An 18,512-nucleotide genomic window follows, 5' to 3' on the forward strand; every position below is an offset into this window, starting at 1 on the left:
GACACTTAGGGTAGAGCGGTTAAAGCGCTTTCTTTGCTTCGTTTCTTTGTCGCTTTGGACAAAGAAATGACGTGCCGCCACGCACAGTGGCTAACAGTGATAAAGAGAAAATCCGACTCTCGCAGACCACTAACACTGAAAGCACCAACCCGGCACTGACCCCGACCGCTAACCCCGAACCCGACCAACCCGGCCCAAACCCCGACCCCACCAACATCCCGACCACCCTCAAGCGTCCAGCGCCGCCTGCGCACACAACTCATCCGTCACCAGCCCGGAAAGCCATTTCCCCTGCAACGCGGCGATCACCGCGTCACGCTTTCTCAACCCGCCCGCAAACCCTATAGTCGGCCGCTTCGGCGGGGCATCCAGCCGCAAACTCGTCACACGCTCGCCAGTCGTCGATTGCACCCGCACGCCTTGCGCATCAATCGGCAGCCCGAGCAACTCCGCCACCGCGCCGGCCTGCATCATCTCTTCCACCTCGGCGGTCGTGATAAACCCATCCTCATGCAACGGACAATTAATCCCAATATTGCCAATCCCAATAAACGCGACATCCGCGTTCCCGGACAACGCATCAACAATCCGATACAGCCGATGATTGCACCATTGCTCACGCTCGGCCCGGCTGTCAGCCATCAACGGCGCGGGCAACATGAAATGCTTGCCGCCGGTCTTCTCGGAGAGGTGCTGCGCGACGTCGTAGCGGTTCGAGGAACCGTCCTGGGCAATAGCCCCTACCATCGACACCAGGCGGTGCTGCGGACGCTCCAGTTGCCCAATCTGCGCGACCACGGCCTTCAGCGTCCGGCCGGTGCTGATCGAGATCACCAGCGGTTTTTCATCGGTGAGATAACGCTCCATCACTTGCGCGCCCGCGACCGCCAGTTTGCGGTCCACTTGCTCAGGCGAATCGCCGTCTATAGGCACGACTTCACACATCGACAAACCGTATCGCTTCGATAACTTCGCCGCCAGCGCAAGGCAATCGGCAATCCGGTGGTCCACGCGTACGCGGATCAGGTTCTTTTCGACCGCGAACGCGACCAGTCGCTGCGCGACGGGCCGTGAGATCTGCAGTTTCTCCGCTATTTCATTCTGCGTATTGCCCGCGACGTAATACAGCCACGCGGCGCGGGTGGCGAGATCGAGTTTTTCGTTGGACTTGGGCACGGTGGCTCGATATCTGGTCGTTCGTGTCGAATACAAAGAGAATCGCGCGCCATAAAGGCACGCGAAAGATCGACATTGTGCACGCTCGGCGCCTGAGGGCAGAAACTCCCCGGCCGCCTTTTAAACCATCACGCGAGCCGCGGACGCGCCGGATCGAACAACGGGCGCACGTGCCGATACAACTCGCGGAAACCCTTCAGCCGCTGCCGCAGAATCGCATGGCGTTCCGCGTTCGGGATGAACTCATCCTTCACGGGTGGTTTGGCAAGCACCACGGCCGGATCACCGCCCGCCGCCAGCCAGCCGAGCCGTGCCGCGCCAAGCGCCGCGCCGGTCTCGCCGCCGCCGTGCGTGCGCGTGCGGGTGTTGAGGGCGTCGGCTAATAACTGGCCCCAGTACTTGCTGCGCGCACCGCCGCCCAGCAGCGACAGCGCGTGCACTTCCGTGCCGGCAGCCTGCAACGCGTCGAGGCCATCGGTCAGCGCGAGCGTCACGCCTTCAAGCACCGCGTAACCGAGCAACGCGCGGTCGGTTGCGTGCGTCATGCCGAAGAACACGCCTTGCGCGTACGGGTCGTTATGCGGCGTACGCTCACCGCTGAGATACGGCAGGAAGAGCGGCGCGATCTCAAGCGCAGCGGGATCGAGCGCGGCGATTTCAGCAAGCAGCGTCGGTTCGTCGGTCGAGGTGAGCTTGCAGACCCAGCGCAGGCAGCTCGCGGCCGATAACACCACGCTCATCTGATGCCACCGATCAGGAATGGCGTGACAGAACGCATGCACCGCCGACGATGGATTCGGCCGGAAGCGGTCGCCGACTACGCACAGCACGCCCGATGTTCCGAGTGACAGGAAACCATCGCCCGGTTCCGTCGCGCCGATACCCACCGCGCTTGCCGCGTTGTCGCCACCGCCGGCCGCGACGATCACGCCATCGGGCAAACCGAGTTCACGGGCGAGCGCGGGCAGCAGCGTGCCGGACGGCTCGCTGCCTTCGGCCAGCGCCGGCATTTGAGCGCGCGTCATGTTGCAGGCGGCAAGCAGTTCGTCGGACCAGTCGCGGCGCGCGACATCGAGCCACAAGGTGCCGGCGGCGTCCGACGGATCGGATACTTTCGTGCCCGTCAGATGCAGCCGCAGATAATCCTTCGGCAGCAACACGCATGCCGTCCGATTGAAAATCTCCGGCTCGTTGTGCTGCACCCATAGCAACTTCGGCGCGGTGAAACCGGGCATCGCGAGATTGCCGGCGATTTCATGCAACTGCGACGCGCGCTCGGTCAACTCGTCGCATTCCTTGTCGCTGCGCATGTCGTTCCAAAGGATCGCCGGCCGCAGCACGCGATCTTCGGAATCGAGCAGCACTGCACCGTGCATCTGTCCCGACAAACCGATGCCGCGCACTTGCGCGAACTCCTGCGGGAATTTATCGCGTAAAGCGAAGAGCGCGGCGCGCGTGCCGTTCCACCAGTCGAGCGGATTTTGCTCGGACCAGCGGGGTTTCGGACGCGAAACGGTGAAGGGCGTGCCCGCCGTGCCGACGACATTGCCGTCGCTCGCCAGCAGGAGAACTTTTACTTCGGAGGTGCCGAGATCGATGCCTAAATACATGGACGAACCCTTGATGAAGGCTTAAAGCCACGGGAAACCGGAGGCGCTAATGTAGCGCCGCTGCCAGTGTTACGCCATTGGCAATAACACCGGACAGGCATGAAGATGAGTAAGCTGCTCAGGCCCGCGTGGCGAGCCAGGCATCGACACGGCCAAGCGCCGCGCGCAGCACGCGTTCCAGATCGGCGCTTTGCGCGAGGCTGCCCCAGAGCAGTTTATCGGCGACGAAAGCCTTCACCGGATCGTCCGCTTCGAAGAAAGCGTGCGCGGTGGCGGGGTCCATTACGCCGTCCTGGTACGCGTACGGCAGCTTGCCTTCGTGCCAGCGTTCGAGGAAGCGGAAGAACAGCGCGGGCAACATGGCCGTCGCGTTCGGATCGACGTGGCGCGCAAAACATTCACGCAAAGTCGGCGCGATAAAACCGGGGATCTTCGAGAAGCCATCGGCGGCCACGCGTTGATTCGTATCCTGGATATACGGATTGACGAAGCGGTCGAGCACCACATCGCGGTACTTGGCCAGGTCGATCGGACTTGGCGACAGGCAAGGAATCACGTCTTCGGTGACGTAGGTTTCGGCGAGCGCGCGGATATCGGCGTCCTGCGTGCCTTCGTGAATGTATTGATGCCCGACGAGCGTTCCCGCCCACGCAATACAACTATGTGTTGCGTTGAGAATGCGGATTTTGGCTTCCTCGTACGGCAGTACCGAGTGAACCATTTCCGCGCCGACTTTTTCCCATGCCGGCCGCCCTGCAATAAATTCGTCTTCGATCACCCACTGGATAAACGCTTCGCCCATGACGGGGGCTTTATCGTCGAAACCGGTGGCGGCCAGCACGCGCTCGCGGACATCGGGCGTGGGACGCGGCGTGATGCGATCGACCATTGCGTTCGGGCATGACGTATTCGCGATCATCCATTCGCGCAGGGCAGTTTCGCCACGCAATTGCAGGAATTCGAGCATGCCGGCTTTAAATCGATCACCGTTGCTGCGCAGGTTGTCGCAGTTCTGCAGCGTCACCTTGCCCGCGTTCTGCTTCATGCGGGCGTCGAGAATAGCGGCGAGTGCGCCGTAAATCGTCGTGCGGGCGCCTTTCAGGTCGGCGGCCAGATCCGGATTCGCCGTATCCAGCTTATGGTGTTCATCGAGGTAATAACCGCCCTCGGTCACCGTGAACGACACGATCTTGCATTCGGGCGCAGCGCCCGCCGCCACAAGCGCGTTCAGGTCCGCCGCCCATGGCACGACCTTCGTGATCGAGCGGATGGTTTCATACGCGCGCTTGCCGTGCGGCGTGACGGTTTCCAGCGTATAGGTACCGTTCTGTGCGGCCAGCGCTTCCAGCACGGCATTCATGTCGCCGCGAATATTGCCGACCGTCAGAGACCAGCGCGTATCGCCGGATTCAATCAGCTTGTGCAGATACCAGGCCTGATGCGCACGATGAAAAGAACCCGCGCCGATGTGCAGGATCACGTCGGCGGCTGCGTGGCTTTCGGTAGTCATGTCGTCCTTCCTCTGATCTGGATGCGCCTCATGCGGTGCCGGGCGCTGTGCTGTGTCTCGTTGTCGTCGAACGCGAAGTGGGCGCTGAGCCAAATCCGTGTTGCGTCGATCATTTGCTCGTTCTGTGAGCGAATGATCGTATTCGATTCGATGAAAGTCAAGGCACTACGCAGCATTTCGGTTTGCGTTTTTGCGTGGATTTTGGGGCTGTGGTTTGGATGGTTCGGCGTGACATGAAGGCTATTGCGGTGCACAAAATCTGACGCCTTGGTATCTATGGCATCGATTTGCGCTGCAGATTTCGGTCAGCTTATGGCGGCGGATGCCAGTGGCGTGGTGTTGTTGATATATCGAGTCAGGCGGTGCCGGTGGGGATTGAAGATCACCCTGCGTATTGCGCGTCGAAGCAGCCGCACCGATTTTGTATTTGTTGAGTGAAGCTGCCGCGACGATTTCAGGCATCGTCATGCCTATTAATGGCGGTTCACCGCCCGGTGAATTTTCGCTCGTAAAGGTGGACGGATCTGGAGGGCCGTGGGGTCAGGGGGGCGAACGCCCCTACCGTCCCCCCGGCCCAATCGCATGCGCCTCAAACGCGGGCCCTTGTACAAAACTCACATCAAATTGCTGCAGCGCTTCGAATTGCGCTTCGTCTCCGACGTGGCTAAATATGAGCGGAATCTTTAGCCGGTGCGCATACCCCACCAACGGCTTCACCACGGAATCCCTCAACGCCAAACCCGCATCCATCTTGATGAAATCGAGCCGAGCCATATCCGACACCGACATGATCTGCCCGGCATTGGGCAAATTTCCCGCGACCTTGAATCCATACTTCTGATAACTCTTCACGAGATACCCGAGGAACGTCCGATGCGCAACCGCCGCCGGCGGCAACTCGATGACGATCCGCGCCGGATTCAACCCAAACTCGATCAATACCGAAGAGAAGTGCTTGCCATGATCGTATTTCACGCTCTTCAGCAGACGCTCATGGACACGCAGGAACAGCAAACCCGGCCGCTGTGCGCCAAAAAAATTAAACGCGTGCAATGCGCGTGAGAGCCGGTCGAGTTCGACCAGCCTCGGGTCGTCGTCGAGTTGCGCGAACGGATCGAACGACGCGCCATCGGAAGTGAGGGTAAGCGCCTGGAAGCCGAGTTCATCGCCGAAACGCTCCGCACTTTCCACCGATGCCGTCAGCGATTGCGGCAAGCCTCGCGTGGTGACATCGAAGATAGGCTCATACGCGCTCGCCAGACAAAACCCTTCGTAAAACGCGATGGCCGTACTCGCGCTCGCTCCCTCGCCCATGACGATGCGCGCGCCGGGAAACGGATAGTCCGCGGCGCGAGAAACAAGTTGCTGGACGGTTGGGGCAATCATGAAGGGAAAGTGTGAGAGGTGTAGCGTCGATGGTAGCAGTGCCGCGCGTGACGCCTTGCACAAAATCCACATATTCATATGACCCGAAACCAACTCGACGCATATGACTAGGGTTAACAATAATTTCACTTATCGTAATTAATTTTACTATTCGTAATTGAGGCGACAAACCCATCAGGAGACTTTCATGGCGGCCGAGAAGAAATTTGCATCGCAGGCGGACTTGGCGGAAAAGAAAGTGACATTCGAGCGCCTGTCCGAGCACGCCTACGCGTACACGGCGGAAGGCGATCCGAATACGGGCATTGTGATTGGCGACGACGCGGTGCTCGTCGCCGACACGCAAGCCACGCCCGTCATGGCGCAAGACGTGATTCGCCGGATCCGCGAAGTCACGGACAAACCCATCAGATACATCCTGCTCACGCACTATCACGCGGTGCGGGTGCTCGGCGCGTCGGCGTATGGCGCGCAGCAGATCATCGCCAGCCAGGACACGTACGACCTGATTGTCGAGCGCGGCGAGCAGGACATGAAGAGCGAGATCGAGCGTTTTCCGCGCCTGTTCAATGCAGTGGAATCAGTGCCGGGGCTGACCTGGCCAACGCTTACCTTCAAAGGCGAGATGACGCTCTGGCTAGGCAAGCTCGAAGTGAAGATCATGCAGCTCGGCCGAGGTCACACCAAAGGCGATACGGTGCTGTGGTTGCCGCAAGACAAGGTGATGCTGTCCGGCGATCTGGTCGAATACGGCGCGACGCCTTATTGTGGCGATGCCTATTACCAGGACTGGCCGGCAACGCTCGACGCGCTCGCGGCGTTCAATCCCGAGAAGCTGGTACCCGGCCGCGGTGCTGCGCTGAAGACGCCGAGCCAAGTGGCGGACGGTATCGCGGGAACGCGGGCTTTCGTTAGCGAACTGTTCAATCAAGTGAAGTTGGGCGCCGCAGCCGGCAAGGACCTCAACGAGATCTACAAGCTCACGTATGCCGCGCTCAAGCCGAAGTTTGGCGACTGGGTCATCTTCGATCACTGCATGCCGTTCGATGTCACGCGCGCCTTCGACGAAGCCACGCAATATCGCGATCCGCGCATCTGGACGGCGCAGCGCGACAAGGAAATGTGGGAAACGCTCGAAAGCTGATTGGCGACGAACAATGACCATGGCTATCGATTTTCAGGCGCTTACGTTCGAGTATCGCCGCTCATCGGATCAAGATGGCGATGCGCCGCTGCACCCGGTCGTCGTGATCGGCGCGGGGCCGGTGGGTCTCGCGACCGCGATCGACCTCGCGCAGCAGGGCACCCCGGTCGTGCTGCTCGACGATGACCACACGTTATCGACGGGATCGCGCGCTATCTGCTTTGCGAAACGTACGCTCGAGATATTCGATCGGCTCGGCTGCGGCGAACCAATGGTCGCGAAGGGCGTGAGCTGGAACGTGGGCAAGGTGTTCCTGCAAAACGAACTGCTCTACGCGTTTGATTTGTTGCCCGAAGCGGATCATGCGCGGCCCGCGTTTATCAATCTGCAGCAGTATTACGTCGAAGGGTATCTGGCTGAGCGGGCGTGCGAGTTGCCTTTGCTCGATGTCCGCTGGCGCAACAAGGTCATGGGTATTACGCAGTCCGATGAATTCGCTTCGCTGCAGATTGACACGCCTGACGGTCCGTATACGTTGCGAGCAAATTACGTGGTCGCCGCCGATGGCGCGCGTAGCCCGGTGCGTGCACTCATGCATCTCGATACCCACGGCCGCACGTTCAAGGATCGCTTCCTGATCGCCGATGTGCGGATGAAAGCCGACTTCCCGACCGAGCGCTGGTTCTGGTTCGATCCGCCGTTTCATCCGAATCAATCGGTGTTGCTGCATCGGCAGCCGGACAATGTGTGGCGCATCGATTTCCAGTTGGGCTGGGACGCCGACCCCATCGCGGAGAAAGCGCCGGAGCGTGTGATTCCGCGCGTGCGCGCGTTGCTCGGACCGGATGTTGAATTTGAACTGGAATGGGTGAGCGTCTATACGTTCCGATGCCAGCGCATGGACAAGTTTCGTCACGGGCGAGTGCTGTTTGCGGGCGATTCGGCGCATGGCGTATCGCCGTTCGGCGCGCGCGGCGCGAACAGCGGTGTGCAGGACGCGGACAATCTTGGCTGGAAATTAAAGTTGGTGATCGACGGCGATGCACCCGATGCCTTGCTCGACACCTACGCCAGCGAGCGCGAAGCCGCCGCCGATGAAAACATCCGCCACTCCACGCGTTCAACCGATTTCATCACGCCGAAGAGCGACGTGTCCCGAGTGTTCCGCGACGCCGCTTTGCGGCTCGCGAAAGATTGCGCGTTTGCGCGGCGGATAGTGAATAGCGGACGGTTATCGACGGCTTCGGTGCTGCATGATTCGCCGTTGAACACGCCGGACCGCGATGCCTTCCATTGCGCGCTCGTGCCGGGTGCAGTGGTGGCGGATGCGCCTGTGTTTTTTGCTGGCCGCAACGGATGGTTCTTGCAGCGCCTGGGGTCGTCGTTTGCGGGTGTACTGTTTGGTGAATCGTCGGATGCGCTGACCGTATTGAAAGATTTTCGCCCGCAAATGAAGGTATTTTTGATCGTGCCAGCGGGTTCCGACGTTAAATCTCGTGAAGGTGTTGAGGTACTGGAAGACGTGAAAGGTCTCCTGTCCCAACGTTTCGATGCACATCCTGGCACGTTCTATTTGCTGCGCCCGGATCAGCACATCGCGATGCGCACTCGTTCGTTAGAACCTCAGACCGTCCGCGAAGCACTTGCCCGCGCAACTTGCGCCCTGAACGAAACCCAGCCCGCATGATGAGGTTCGCCATGCTTGATACCACCTTGCGCCTCGTCGATCCCGATGCCTTCTATGAAGCGCTGATCGACATGCATCGCGACCTTGGCAACGACGAAAGCCAGCTAGTGAACGCAAAACTGATCCTGCTGCTGTCGAACCAGATCGGCGATATGGATGTGCTGCGCGAAGCGATGTCGATGGCACGCAGCGGCGTTGTGACTTCAACCGCCAGCGTATGAAACTGTAGAAAAGGACAAGACCATGAAACCAGAATCGCCCGGCGCGTTCACGAGTCACACCGACGCGAGCCGCCACTATCAATCGGGTTTTGCCGCCGACTTCGCCACCGAGGCGTTGCCCGGCGCGCTGCCGCTCGGCCGCAATTCACCGCAACGTGTGAACTACGGTCTCTATGCCGAGCAGCTTTCGGGCACTGCGTTCACCGCACCGCGCGGGCACAATCGGCGCTCGTGGTTGTATCGGATACGGCCGGCGGCGGTGCATCAACCGTTCACTCAGATTGAAGGCAATGACCTGCGCGCGAAGCTCGTCGCGAACTTCGCCGAGGTGCCGCCCACGCCGCCGAATCAACTGCGCTGGGACCCGTTGCCGATGCCCGATGCGCCCACGGATTTCATCGATAGCTGGGTGACGATGGCCGGCAACGGCGCGGCCGAATCCATGCAAGGCTGCGCGATCCATCTCTATGCCGCGAACCGTTCGATGCAGGATCGTTTCTTCTACAACGCCGATGGCGAACTGCTGATCGTGCCGCAGGAAGGGCGGTTGTCGATTGCGACTGAACTCGGCCAGCTCGATATAGAACCCTTTGAAATAGCGGTCATTCCGCGCGGTGTGCGTTTTTCCGTCGCGTTGCCGGACGGCACCGCGCGTGGCTACATTTGCGAGAACTTCGGCGCTTTGTTGAGGCTGCCGGACCTTGGGCCTATTGGTTCGAACGGTCTTGCGAACCCGCGCGATTTCCTCACGCCGCACGCGGCTTATGAAGACCGCGAGGGCGCGTTTGAACTCGTCGCGAAGATGAACGGCGTGTTGTGGCGCGCGGATATCGGCCATTCGCCGCTCGACGTGGTCGCGTGGCACGGTAACTATGCGCCGTACAAATACGACCTGCGGCTGTTCAACACCATCGGTTCGATCAGCTTCGATCACCCCGATCCGTCGATCTTTCTTGTACTGCAATCGCAGACGGATTCGCCGGGAGTGGACGCCATCGACTTCGTGATTTTCCCGCCGCGCTGGCTTGCAAACGAAGATACGTTCCGGCCGCCGTGGTTTCATCGGAACGTCGCGAGTGAATTCATGGGCCTCGTGCATGGCGTCTACGATGCGAAATCCGAAGGGTTCATGCCGGGAGGGTCGAGCCTGCATAACTGCATGTCGGGACATGGGCCGGACGCGGGGACCTTCGACAAGGCATCGAACGCGGATACATCGACGCCCGTGAAAGTAGGCGACACGATGGCGTTCATGTTCGAGACACGCATGCTGATCAAGCCAACCCGCTTCGCTCTGGAAACCGCGCAATTGCAGGCGCATTACTACGAGTGCTGGCAGGGACTGACCAAACATTTCAACCCGGAGCAACGATGAGTTTTTCAACTCATGAAGCGCTTGAAGCGACGCGCAATCCAGCGCTTAAAAGCTGGATCGAATCCGCGAATAATCCATCAAGCGACTTCCCGATCCAGAACCTGCCGTTCGGCATTTTCACCGATGAAGTCAATCCGTTGCCGCGCGCGGGCGTGGCGATCGGGGACTGGATTCTCGACCTCGCCGTTGTGTATCGAGCGGGGTTGATCGAATGCGAACCGGTGTTCGCGCAGCCCACGCTGAATGCATTTATCGCATTGGGAAGGGATACATGGCGACACGTTCGTGTCCAGGTGAGCGCGTTGCTTGCCGCCCATCGCGATACGCTGAAAAACAACACGGCGTTGCGTCCACGCGCGCTCATACCCCGGGCGAGTGCGATGCTGCATTTGCCTATCGATATCCCTGGCTACACGGATTTTTATTCGTCGAAGGAACACGCGACCAATGTGGGTTCCATGTTCCGCGATCCGAAGAACGCGTTGCTGCCGAACTGGTCGGAGATGCCGATTGGGTACAACGGGCGCGCTTCATCGGTGATCGTGAGCGGGACGCCGGTGCGCCGGCCGAGCGGCCAGATCAAGTTGCCCGATGCTGATCGGCCGGTGTTCAGTGCATGCCGGAAGCTGGATATTGAACTGGAGATGGGGTTTATCGTTGGCGCGGGGAATGCGCTGGGCGAGCCGATTGACTGTGAAGATGCGGAGTCGCATATCTTCGGCATGGTGTTGCTTAACGACTGGAGCGCCCGCGATATCCAGCAATGGGAATACGTGCCGCTCGGGCCATTCAACGCGAAGGGTTTTGCGACCACGATTTCGCCGTGGATCGTCACGCTCGATGCGCTCGAACCGTTCCGTGCCGCCACGCCGAAGCAGGAACCTGAACCGCTTCCGTATTTGCGCCACGCTGGTAATCATGCATTCGATATCGAGCTTGAAGTGCATTTGCGGCCGGCGCTGGCTGCGTCGGCGACGAAGCTCACGCGGACTAATTTCAAGCTGATGTACTGGTCGATGGCGCAGCAACTTGCGCATCACACGGTGGCGGGTTGCAACACGCGCGTGGGCGATCTGATGGGTTCCGGCACGATCAGTGGGCCGACGCCGGATTCATGCGGGAGCTTGCTTGAGATGACGTGGAACGGGCAGCGTCCGATTGCGCTGGACGAGGGCGGCGAGCGCAGGTTTATTGAAGATGGGGATGAATTGACGCTCACCGGATGGTGTCAGGGGGAGGGGTATCGGGTGGGGTTCGGCGAATGCCGAGGTGTGGTTTTGCCGGCGCGGGGCGTGGCCGAGGTTCCGGGTTAGTGGTTGGGGTCAATGCCAGGGTTTGGGGGTAGCGGTTGGGGTTGATGCCGGGTGGGTGCTTTCGGCGTTAGTGGTCTGCGAGAGTCGGATTTTCTCTTTATCACTATTAGCCACTGTGCGTGGCGGCACGTCATTTCTTTGTCCAAAGCGACAAAGAAACGAAGCAAAGAAAGCGCTTTTAAACCACGCTACCCTAAGTGTCCACAGCGTGCAGTTTTCATTCATGGGTGCCCCAAAAGCACGGTGCTCGCCAGAGCGAAGGATGTTTGAACCCCTCCTTCTCGCGAATCCTGACATGAACACGCTTCGCCCCGTACGCTCTCGGGCAAGCACGAGGCGCCCAGAAACCCGTACGGCCTCACGCGTCTTTACTGCTTCGTGTTTTGGTGGGTTGACTGCTTGGTCTGCGCAGCTATTTTTTGGGCCACGCGACCAGATACGTATTAACAGCTTCGGCATTTGGTGAGTTCATTGCGTGGCTTGTACGGTTTTCTTCGTGGGTATGGCTCCACGCATTCTGCGGCTTCCGTATTTGGTGGGTTGGCCGTGTGATTCGTTACGCGTACAAATTCGGTGGTTGGTCCTCCGCGGATAGCGCGGGGTGCTCCTTGGGCAGGTTCAATCACTGGTGGCGAAGCGTGTGGGTATCGGTGTTCGGAGAAGGAGGGTTTCACACATCCGTGGCTCTGGCGAGCACCGTGCTTTTGGGGCACCTATGAATAGAAACTGCACGCTGTGGACACTTAGGGTAGCGTGGTTTAAAAGCGTTTTCTTTGCTTCGTTTCTTTGTCGCTTTGGACAAAGAAATGACGTGCCGCCACGCACAGTGGCTAACAGTGATAAAGAGAAAATCCGACTCATGCAGACCACTAACTCTGAAAGCAGCAACCCGGCAATGAACCCGACCGCCACCCCCAGAACCTAGCACCCCGCCATTGACCCCACCCGCCAACCCCGAAACCGACCGACCACCAACCCCCAAACCCCCCCGTCCACCGGCGCGAGCGAAACTAAACCACGCCGATGCTCGCGCGCCGCGCCCGTCTATCCATCGACGCCGACAGCAACGTCAATCCAAACGCACCGCAGGCCATCACCACGCCCACCCACGGCAGCGCCGTGAGCGCCGCCCCCGCGCCAATCGTCATGCCCCCGAGCCACGCGCCAATCGCATTGCCGAGGTTAAACGCACCCTGATTCAACGTAGACGCAAGATTCGGCGCATCGCTTGCACGGTTCACGATCAACACCTGCAACGGTGGAACGATCGCGAAAGCCAGCACGCCCCAGACGAAGACGGTGATCATCGCGGGAATGGCGGCGTGCATCGTGGCGGCAAAAATGGCCTGGACCACAATGATCGACACAAGAAACGTCAGCAGCGAGCGCAATAGCTTCCAGTCCGCGAGCTTGCCGCCGAGTGTGCTTCCAACCGTCAACCCAAGCCCGAACAACAACAGCACCAACGTGACCGCGTGCGGTGAAAAACCGGTGACGTCTTCGAGGATCGGCGTGATGTACGTGAACACGGAAAAGAGACTCGCCGATGCCAGCACGCTGATGCCGAGCACCATCAGCACCTGCGGATTCTTGAGCACATTGAATTCGCGCAGGATGCTCGATTCCCTCATCTCGATGTGCTTCGGCAGGCACACGGCCAGCGCACCAGCCGCGCCAAGGCCGATCACGGTCACCACCCAGAACGTCGCGCGCCAGCCGGCCGCCTGACCGAGCGCGGTGCCGAGCGGCACGCCGAGCACGTTCGCCAGCGTGAGGCCGGTGAACATCAGCGCGATGGCTTGCGCGCGGCGGTTGGGCGCGACCAGGTCCGCGGCGACTACCGAGCCGATGCCGAAGAACGCGCCATGACAGAACGCGGTCAAAATGCGCGCGGCCATCAGCATCCAGTAACCCGGCGCGATGGCGCACAGCAGATTGCCGACGATGAATACGCCCATCAGGCTCATCAGCGCTTTCTTGCGCGGCATTCTCGCGGTGACGATAGCGAGAATAGGGGCGCCGATAGTCACGCCCAGCGCATAACCCGACACAAGCATGCCGGCTGCGGGGATGGATACCCCGAGATCCCGCGCGACGTTGGGCAACAAGCCCATGATGACGAATTCGGTCGTGCCGATACCGAACGCGGCAATGGCGAGGGCGAGAAGGGGCAGAGGCATGAGGTAAGCGGTGACTGAGTGCTGGCCGGTCGCGCGTTATCGGGGTGAAGAACGCAGGCTCGGGCGAGCTGAAGGAATCAAATTGTACCGAACGTTGTTGCGTTTGCTCGGTGGAAACCCCGAGATTTGTACAGTTGATTCAACGAGTTGGATTTTCAGCCTTTTGCGAGACTCTCACTGTTGCTTTTTGCCATCGGGCAGACTAGGTTGCAGGGTTGCTGCTTTTCATCCAAGGACCTTCATGACTGCACTCCGGCATTTTTTCCCGTTGATTGTTGCCGCGCTGTTGGCATTCGCGGCCGTGCCGGGGGTGTTCGCTCAGGAAGCCGACGCGAGCGCGGGACCGATCCGCACCAGTGGCGGCAGCGTGGTGTTCGTTCAGCAAGGAGCCACTTTCGAAGCCCAAATCGATGGCAAGCCGTTCGATCAGCTGAACGCCCGCCGCATTGCGCATTTCGAGGAGCCGTCGGGGGCGCGGATGATTGTCGAAGCATTCGATACCGGCTCGCCCGAACTCGTTCTCTACGATTTCACCAGGCGCCCGCCCACGGTTGAGCACATGACAAAGCGCATGAAACTCACCAATGTGTTCTGGCAGCGCGATGAAGTGGTGCTGAAAAGTGCCGACGGCTGGTACAGGTTCCAGCGCGGGACGCTGACGAAACTGACATCATCGAAGATGACTTATCACTGAGTCCGCACCGCCATTATCCGATCCCCGGCGACCACGAAAATTCGCTCGCCCCAACGTCCCGATCGATGACTATCGGCACCGGCCTTTGCCTGCGCTGCGCGTGTTCTCGGTATCCGACGCGGTCGCGGGGCACGGATTTTCGTATCGCTATTTGGTTTGGTATCCTGATTATAAGTACCCTCATCATCGGCTGGCATGCTCATGGCGGCGCCCCTTCGAGGAACCCCTTGAGCATGCCGAGCGTATCAGCGTCGTCAATATGTTTGTCCGTACGCCATCTCAACATGCGTGGAAACCGCACGGCAATGCCCGACTTATGACGCGGACTCGCCTGAATCCCTTCGAAGCCAATCTCGAATACGAGCGTCGGCGTGACGCTGCGCACCGGCCCGAATTTTTCGATGGTCGTCTTGCGCACGACGGCATCGACCTTGCGCATCTCTTCGTCCGTCAAGCCGGAATATGCCTTCGCGAACGGCACAAGAGTGCGCACGCCATCGGCTTCGTCCCACACGGCGAAGGTGAAATCGGTGTACAAACTCGCCCGTCGGCCGTGGCCGCGTTGCGCGTAAAGCAAGACGGCGTCGATGGCGTACGGATCGATCTTCCATTTCCACCAGGTCCCGGAAGCCTTCGTGCGCCCGACGCCATAAAGCGATTCACGCCCCTTCAGCATCAAGCCTTCAACACCTCGGCCGCGGCTTTCGTCGCGCAACGCGGCCAGGGTCTCCCAATCGGGCGCTTCAACTATCGGCGACACTCGCAGCAGGTCGACCGCCAGCGTCTCGCCCAACGCGGTGGCCAATGCATCGAGGTGCGCGCGGCGTTCGATCAGCGGCGTGACGCGCAGATCGCGGCCATTGGCTTCCAGCAAGTCGTAGGCGAGAAACGTGGCGGGTGAATCGGCAAGCACTTTCTTCGACAAGGTCTTGCGCGTGATCCGCGGTTGCAGCCGCGCAAACGGCAATGGCGCGTGACCACCGGGTTCCCACGCAAGTATTTCGCCGTCTATGACGGTGCCGTCCGCCAGCGCGGCGCCGAGCGAGGCGAGTTCGGGAAAGCGGTCGGTGATGAGATCTTCACCGCGCGACCACAGCCACACCCGGCCGCCGCGCTTCACGAGTTGCGCGCGAATCCCGTCCCACTTCCATTCGATCACCCACTCCGACGGCATGCCGAGCGTCGTCGGATCGGCTTGCAAGGGATGAGCGAGAAAAAACGGATAGGGCAAACCAAGGTCGCTTTCATGCGGCGTGGCGGCGTTTTCATCGTCCGTGCTTTCCGGTGCGATCAGCCGCAAATAACGCGCTGCGCCCGGCGTTTGCTGCGAATCGGTCCAGCCGACCATACGCTGGGCAATGCGTTTGTGATCCACACCCGCGACTTCGGCGAGTGCGCGCACGACGAGTTGGCGCGCGACTCCCACCCGAAACCCTCCGCCTATCAGCTTGGTCAACAAGAAACGTTCGCTCCAGTCGAGTTCGTCCCAGTAGCCGAGCAAACGGGTTCGTAGCTCGCCCGGCTCCAGGCCGCGCAAGGTCAGCACGCGTTCCTCGATCCATTGCGCGAGGCCGAGTTCGGACGTGCGCTGCGCGGGCGGCAGGATATGCGCGATGGTTTCGGCCAAGTCGCCGACCGCCTGATACGACTCGTCGAAGAGCCATTCCGGCAAGCCGGCGCGCTCGCGGGCAAATTCGATGAGAAGGCGGGTCGGCACCGATTGGCGAGGTTTGCCGCCGCTGAGAAAGTACGACGCCCACGCGGCGTCCTCGGGTTCGGCCGCCGAGAAATACGCGATCAGCGCCTCGAGTTTTTCTTTCGTCGACGTGGTGCCGTCCAGAGCGGTGTACAGCGCGGCGAAGCGTTTCATCGCGAGTTGGCCTCAGGCGGAGGAGGGGGTTCGACGGCTTGCTGCGCGGACTGGCTCGCTTGACCGCTTTCCGCTGCGTCGGCTTCTATCGCGTCATCGCCGTATTCGGTCGTGAACGCGCCCGCTTCCAGACCTTGTTCGCGAAGCCAGCGCACCATCGGCTCGATTTGTCCGTGCGTCACAATTACGCGTTGCGCGCCCGTTGCACTAATAGCGGTTTGCAAACCCGGCCAGTCGGCGTGATCGGAGAGTACGAAACCACGGTCCAGACCGCGCCGCCGCCGCGCGCAGCGAAGCCGCATCCAGCCCGATGCAAACGCATCGCTATAGTCGCCGAAGCGACGCATCCACGGGCTGCCTTGCGCGGATGGCGGCGCGATGATCAGTGCGCCCTTGAACGCGGTCTTGTCTTTCGCGGCGATGTCGCTGACGGGCCGCGTCGCGGGCAAATGCACGCCCGCTTGCGCGTACGCCCGATTCAGCGGTTCCACGGCGCCATGGCAAAAGATCGGGCCAATGGCCGGATCGACGCCTGCAAGAATCCGCTGCGCCTTGCCGAACGAATAGCAGAACAATACGGAAGTACGGCCCTCGGCCGCGTTATGCCGCCACCACGAATCGATCCCGTCGAAGACCGCGCGGGACGGTTCCCATCGATAAATCGGCAAGCCGAACGTGGATTCCGTGATGAAGGTATCGCAGCGAACCGGTTCGAACGGTGCGCAAGTGGGATCGGGTTCGACCTTATAGTCGCCCGAGGCGACCCAGATGCGCCCCGCGTGTTCCACGCGCACTTGTGCAGAGCCGAGCACATGGCCGGCCGGATGCAGCGACACGGAGACGCCGTTGACAACCAGGCGCTCGCCGTACGGAACACCCTGCAATGAGATGCCCGGCAGCCGCGACAGCAACACGCCGACACCTGCCTCAGCCGCGAGATAACGGGCGTGCCCGGCGCGGGCGTGATCTGCATGGGCGTGAGTAATGATTGCCCGATCAACGGGACGCCACGGGTCGATATAGAAATCGCCCGGCGGGCAATAAAGGCCTTCCGGCCTCGCGACGATCAAGTCTTGCGATGCGTTCAACCGGTCCCCGCTCGCGGATAAAAAGATAACGACAGGAAAATACGGCGCCAGGACGGCCAGGCGAAAATAACCGCAGCCGCCGAAGGGTTATTAGATTGCAGCAAACGGCATGCCGTCCTGAGGTAATGCAACCACAATATTCTTGAAAATATGAATTGTATGAAGAATACTTTGATTATCCAAAAAGCTGATTTATCGGACGGGAAGTATAAAAATACCCGCCGATAAACTTCGCATTGAATCGCGCAATGGGATATTCAGGGAAATACCTGATAGCGCGGAGAGCCGTCAAACCAGGCTTTTACATTCCCGAGCGTGGTAGTGGCGATCTCGCCGAGGGCTTCGCGTGTGAAGAACGCCTGATGGGAGGTAACGATTACGTTTGGAAACGACAATAGCCGCGCGAGCACGTCGTCCTGCAGCATGTGATTCGAATGGTCTTCGAAAAAGAGACCACCCTCTTCCTCGTAGACGTCGAGGCCAAGAAGGCCTAATTGCCCGCTTTTCAACGCGCCAATGAGCGCCCGGCTGTCGATCAAACCGCCGCGGCCCGTATTAATCAGCATGGCGCCGTGTTTCATGCGGGCGAGTGCGGCGACGTCGATGAGGTGATAGGTGGAAGGTAAAAGCGGGCAATGCAGGCTGACAATATCCGACTCAGCCAGGAGGGTATTGAGGGGAACATAACGCGCTCCGGCTTGCAGAAGATCGGCTGCTGGCGTTCCAGGATCGAACGCCAGCAGCTTCATGTCGAAACCGGCCATGATGCGGCCGAATACCCGCCCGATTACGCCTGTGCCGATAATGCCAAGCGTTTTGCCGTGCAGGTCGAAACCCAGCAAGCCGTTGAGCGAAAAATCGCCATCGCGAGTCCTGGCATAAGCGCGATGCAACTTGCGATTCAGCGTCAGGATCAACCCGGCGGCGTGCTCTGCCACTGCATGCGGAGAATAAGCCGGTACACGTACCACGCCAATTCCGAGCCGGACTGCCGCCGCCAGATCGACGTGATTAAAACCTGCCGAACGCAGCGCCACGAGCTGCGTTCCGCCTTCACGAAGTGTTTCCAGGACAGCTTCGTCAAGGATGTCATTCACGAACGGACATACCACCGCGCACCCGCGGGCAAGAATGGCCGTTTGCGCATCAAGCTGTGATTCCTGGAATTGCAGGGAGTAACCAAATGCCGCGTTTGCCTCGGTGAAGACATCACGATCATATTGCCGGCTGCTGAAGACGATTATATGAATCGGCATCG

The 18,512-nt window shown here is 60.2% G+C and carries 14 protein-coding genes; 6 read left to right on the forward strand and 8 right to left on the reverse strand.

Annotated features, from left to right (window positions below):
* Nucleotides 1–228 precede the first annotated feature (228 nt).
* From HB376_RS04820 to HB376_RS04835, 4 genes are all read right to left on the reverse strand, one after another.
* Nucleotides 229–1,176, reverse strand: coding sequence for a sugar-binding transcriptional regulator (locus HB376_RS04820; RefSeq protein WP_213762306.1), 948 nt, complete (start codon nucleotides 1,174–1,176; stop codon nucleotides 229–231).
* Between the two features lie 128 nt (nucleotides 1,177–1,304).
* Nucleotides 1,305–2,786: a xylulokinase gene (gene xylB / locus HB376_RS04825; RefSeq protein ID WP_213762307.1), complete on the reverse strand. Its 1,482-nt coding sequence runs from the start codon at nucleotides 2,784–2,786 to the stop codon at nucleotides 1,305–1,307.
* Nucleotides 2,787–2,904: 118 nt separating this feature from the next.
* Nucleotides 2,905–4,296 (reverse strand): D-arabinitol 4-dehydrogenase, encoded by a 1,392-nt coding sequence (dalD, locus tag HB376_RS04830; protein WP_213762308.1) that lies wholly within the window; start codon nucleotides 4,294–4,296, stop codon nucleotides 2,905–2,907.
* A gap of 558 nt (nucleotides 4,297–4,854) precedes the next feature.
* On the reverse strand, nucleotides 4,855–5,682 hold the full coding sequence (locus HB376_RS04835) for an EAL domain-containing protein (protein ID WP_213762309.1): 828 nt from the start codon (nucleotides 5,680–5,682) through the stop codon (nucleotides 4,855–4,857).
* 187 nt (nucleotides 5,683–5,869) lie between these two features.
* Between HB376_RS04835 and HB376_RS04840 the strand changes: the two genes are divergently transcribed.
* From HB376_RS04840 to fahA, 5 genes are read left to right on the forward strand one after another with little or no spacing between them, the layout of a single operon-like run.
* On the forward strand, nucleotides 5,870–6,826 hold the full coding sequence (locus tag HB376_RS04840) for an MBL fold metallo-hydrolase (RefSeq protein ID WP_213762310.1): 957 nt from the start codon (nucleotides 5,870–5,872) through the stop codon (nucleotides 6,824–6,826).
* A gap of 19 nt (nucleotides 6,827–6,845) precedes the next feature.
* On the forward strand, nucleotides 6,846–8,513 hold the full coding sequence (locus HB376_RS04845) for an FAD-dependent oxidoreductase (RefSeq protein WP_213762311.1): 1,668 nt from the start codon (nucleotides 6,846–6,848) through the stop codon (nucleotides 8,511–8,513).
* An 11-nt stretch (nucleotides 8,514–8,524) separates the two neighbouring features.
* Nucleotides 8,525–8,734 carry a DUF2783 domain-containing protein gene (locus HB376_RS04850; protein WP_213762312.1) on the forward strand — a complete coding sequence of 70 codons (210 nt, stop codon included), beginning with the start codon at nucleotides 8,525–8,527 and terminating at the stop codon, nucleotides 8,732–8,734.
* Nucleotides 8,735–8,756: 22 nt separating this feature from the next.
* Complete coding sequence (hmgA, locus tag HB376_RS04855; RefSeq protein ID WP_213762313.1) at nucleotides 8,757–10,109, forward strand: homogentisate 1,2-dioxygenase; 1,353 nt, start codon at nucleotides 8,757–8,759, stop codon at nucleotides 10,107–10,109.
* Nucleotides 10,106–11,422: a fumarylacetoacetase gene (gene fahA / locus HB376_RS04860; protein WP_213762314.1), complete on the forward strand. Its 1,317-nt coding sequence runs from the start codon at nucleotides 10,106–10,108 to the stop codon at nucleotides 11,420–11,422. The genes hmgA and fahA overlap by 4 nt, the downstream gene beginning before the upstream one ends.
* Nucleotides 11,423–12,432: 1,010 nt before the next feature.
* On the opposite strand, the gene HB376_RS04865 is transcribed toward fahA, so the two are convergent.
* Nucleotides 12,433–13,602 (reverse strand): MFS transporter, encoded by a 1,170-nt coding sequence (locus tag HB376_RS04865; protein WP_213762315.1) that lies wholly within the window; start codon nucleotides 13,600–13,602, stop codon nucleotides 12,433–12,435.
* Nucleotides 13,603–13,843: 241 nt separating this feature from the next.
* Between HB376_RS04865 and HB376_RS04870 the strand changes: the two genes are divergently transcribed.
* Nucleotides 13,844–14,296 (forward strand): hypothetical protein, encoded by a 453-nt coding sequence (locus tag HB376_RS04870; RefSeq protein ID WP_213762316.1) that lies wholly within the window; start codon nucleotides 13,844–13,846, stop codon nucleotides 14,294–14,296.
* Between the two features lie 199 nt (nucleotides 14,297–14,495).
* On the opposite strand, the gene HB376_RS04875 is transcribed toward HB376_RS04870, so the two are convergent.
* The 3 genes from HB376_RS04875 to HB376_RS04885 all read right to left on the reverse strand — a co-directional run bounded on the left by HB376_RS04875 (nucleotide 14,496) and on the right by HB376_RS04885 (nucleotide 18,504).
* Nucleotides 14,496–16,166 carry an ATP-dependent DNA ligase gene (locus HB376_RS04875; RefSeq protein ID WP_213762317.1) on the reverse strand — a complete coding sequence of 557 codons (1,671 nt, stop codon included), beginning with the start codon at nucleotides 16,164–16,166 and terminating at the stop codon, nucleotides 14,496–14,498.
* Nucleotides 16,163–17,254: a ligase-associated DNA damage response exonuclease gene (locus HB376_RS04880; protein ID WP_213762318.1), complete on the reverse strand. Its 1,092-nt coding sequence runs from the start codon at nucleotides 17,252–17,254 to the stop codon at nucleotides 16,163–16,165. The genes HB376_RS04875 and HB376_RS04880 overlap by 4 nt, the downstream gene beginning before the upstream one ends.
* Nucleotides 17,255–17,511: 257 nt before the next feature.
* Complete coding sequence (locus tag HB376_RS04885) at nucleotides 17,512–18,504, reverse strand: 2-hydroxyacid dehydrogenase (RefSeq protein ID WP_213762634.1); 993 nt, start codon at nucleotides 18,502–18,504, stop codon at nucleotides 17,512–17,514.
* Nucleotides 18,505–18,512 lie beyond the last annotated feature (8 nt).

The sequence above is a fragment of the Caballeronia sp. dw_19 genome (assembly GCF_018449515.1).
GTDB lineage: Bacteria > Pseudomonadota > Gammaproteobacteria > Burkholderiales > Burkholderiaceae > Caballeronia.

Bases quoted from the DNA above. Each gene is read 5' to 3' on its own strand.
- xylB (WP_213762307.1), bottom strand. From the start codon at position 2,786: ATGTATTTAGGCATCGATCTCGGCACCTCCGAAGTAAAAGTTCTCCTG.
- dalD (WP_213762308.1), bottom strand. From the start codon at position 4,296: ATGACTACCGAAAGCCACGCAGCCGCCGACGTGATCCTGCACATCGGC.
- HB376_RS04835 (WP_213762309.1), bottom strand. From the start codon at position 5,682: ATGATTGCCCCAACCGTCCAGCAACTTGTTTCTCGCGCCGCGGACTAT.
- HB376_RS04840 (WP_213762310.1), top strand. From the start codon at position 5,870: ATGGCGGCCGAGAAGAAATTTGCATCGCAGGCGGACTTGGCGGAAAAG.
- HB376_RS04845 (WP_213762311.1), top strand. From the start codon at position 6,846: ATGGCTATCGATTTTCAGGCGCTTACGTTCGAGTATCGCCGCTCATCG.
- HB376_RS04850 (WP_213762312.1), top strand. From the start codon at position 8,525: ATGCTTGATACCACCTTGCGCCTCGTCGATCCCGATGCCTTCTATGAA.
- hmgA (WP_213762313.1), top strand. From the start codon at position 8,757: ATGAAACCAGAATCGCCCGGCGCGTTCACGAGTCACACCGACGCGAGC.
- fahA (WP_213762314.1), top strand. From the start codon at position 10,106: ATGAGTTTTTCAACTCATGAAGCGCTTGAAGCGACGCGCAATCCAGCG.
- HB376_RS04865 (WP_213762315.1), bottom strand. From the start codon at position 13,602: ATGCCTCTGCCCCTTCTCGCCCTCGCCATTGCCGCGTTCGGTATCGGC.
- HB376_RS04870 (WP_213762316.1), top strand. From the start codon at position 13,844: ATGACTGCACTCCGGCATTTTTTCCCGTTGATTGTTGCCGCGCTGTTG.
- HB376_RS04875 (WP_213762317.1), bottom strand. From the start codon at position 16,166: ATGAAACGCTTCGCCGCGCTGTACACCGCTCTGGACGGCACCACGTCG.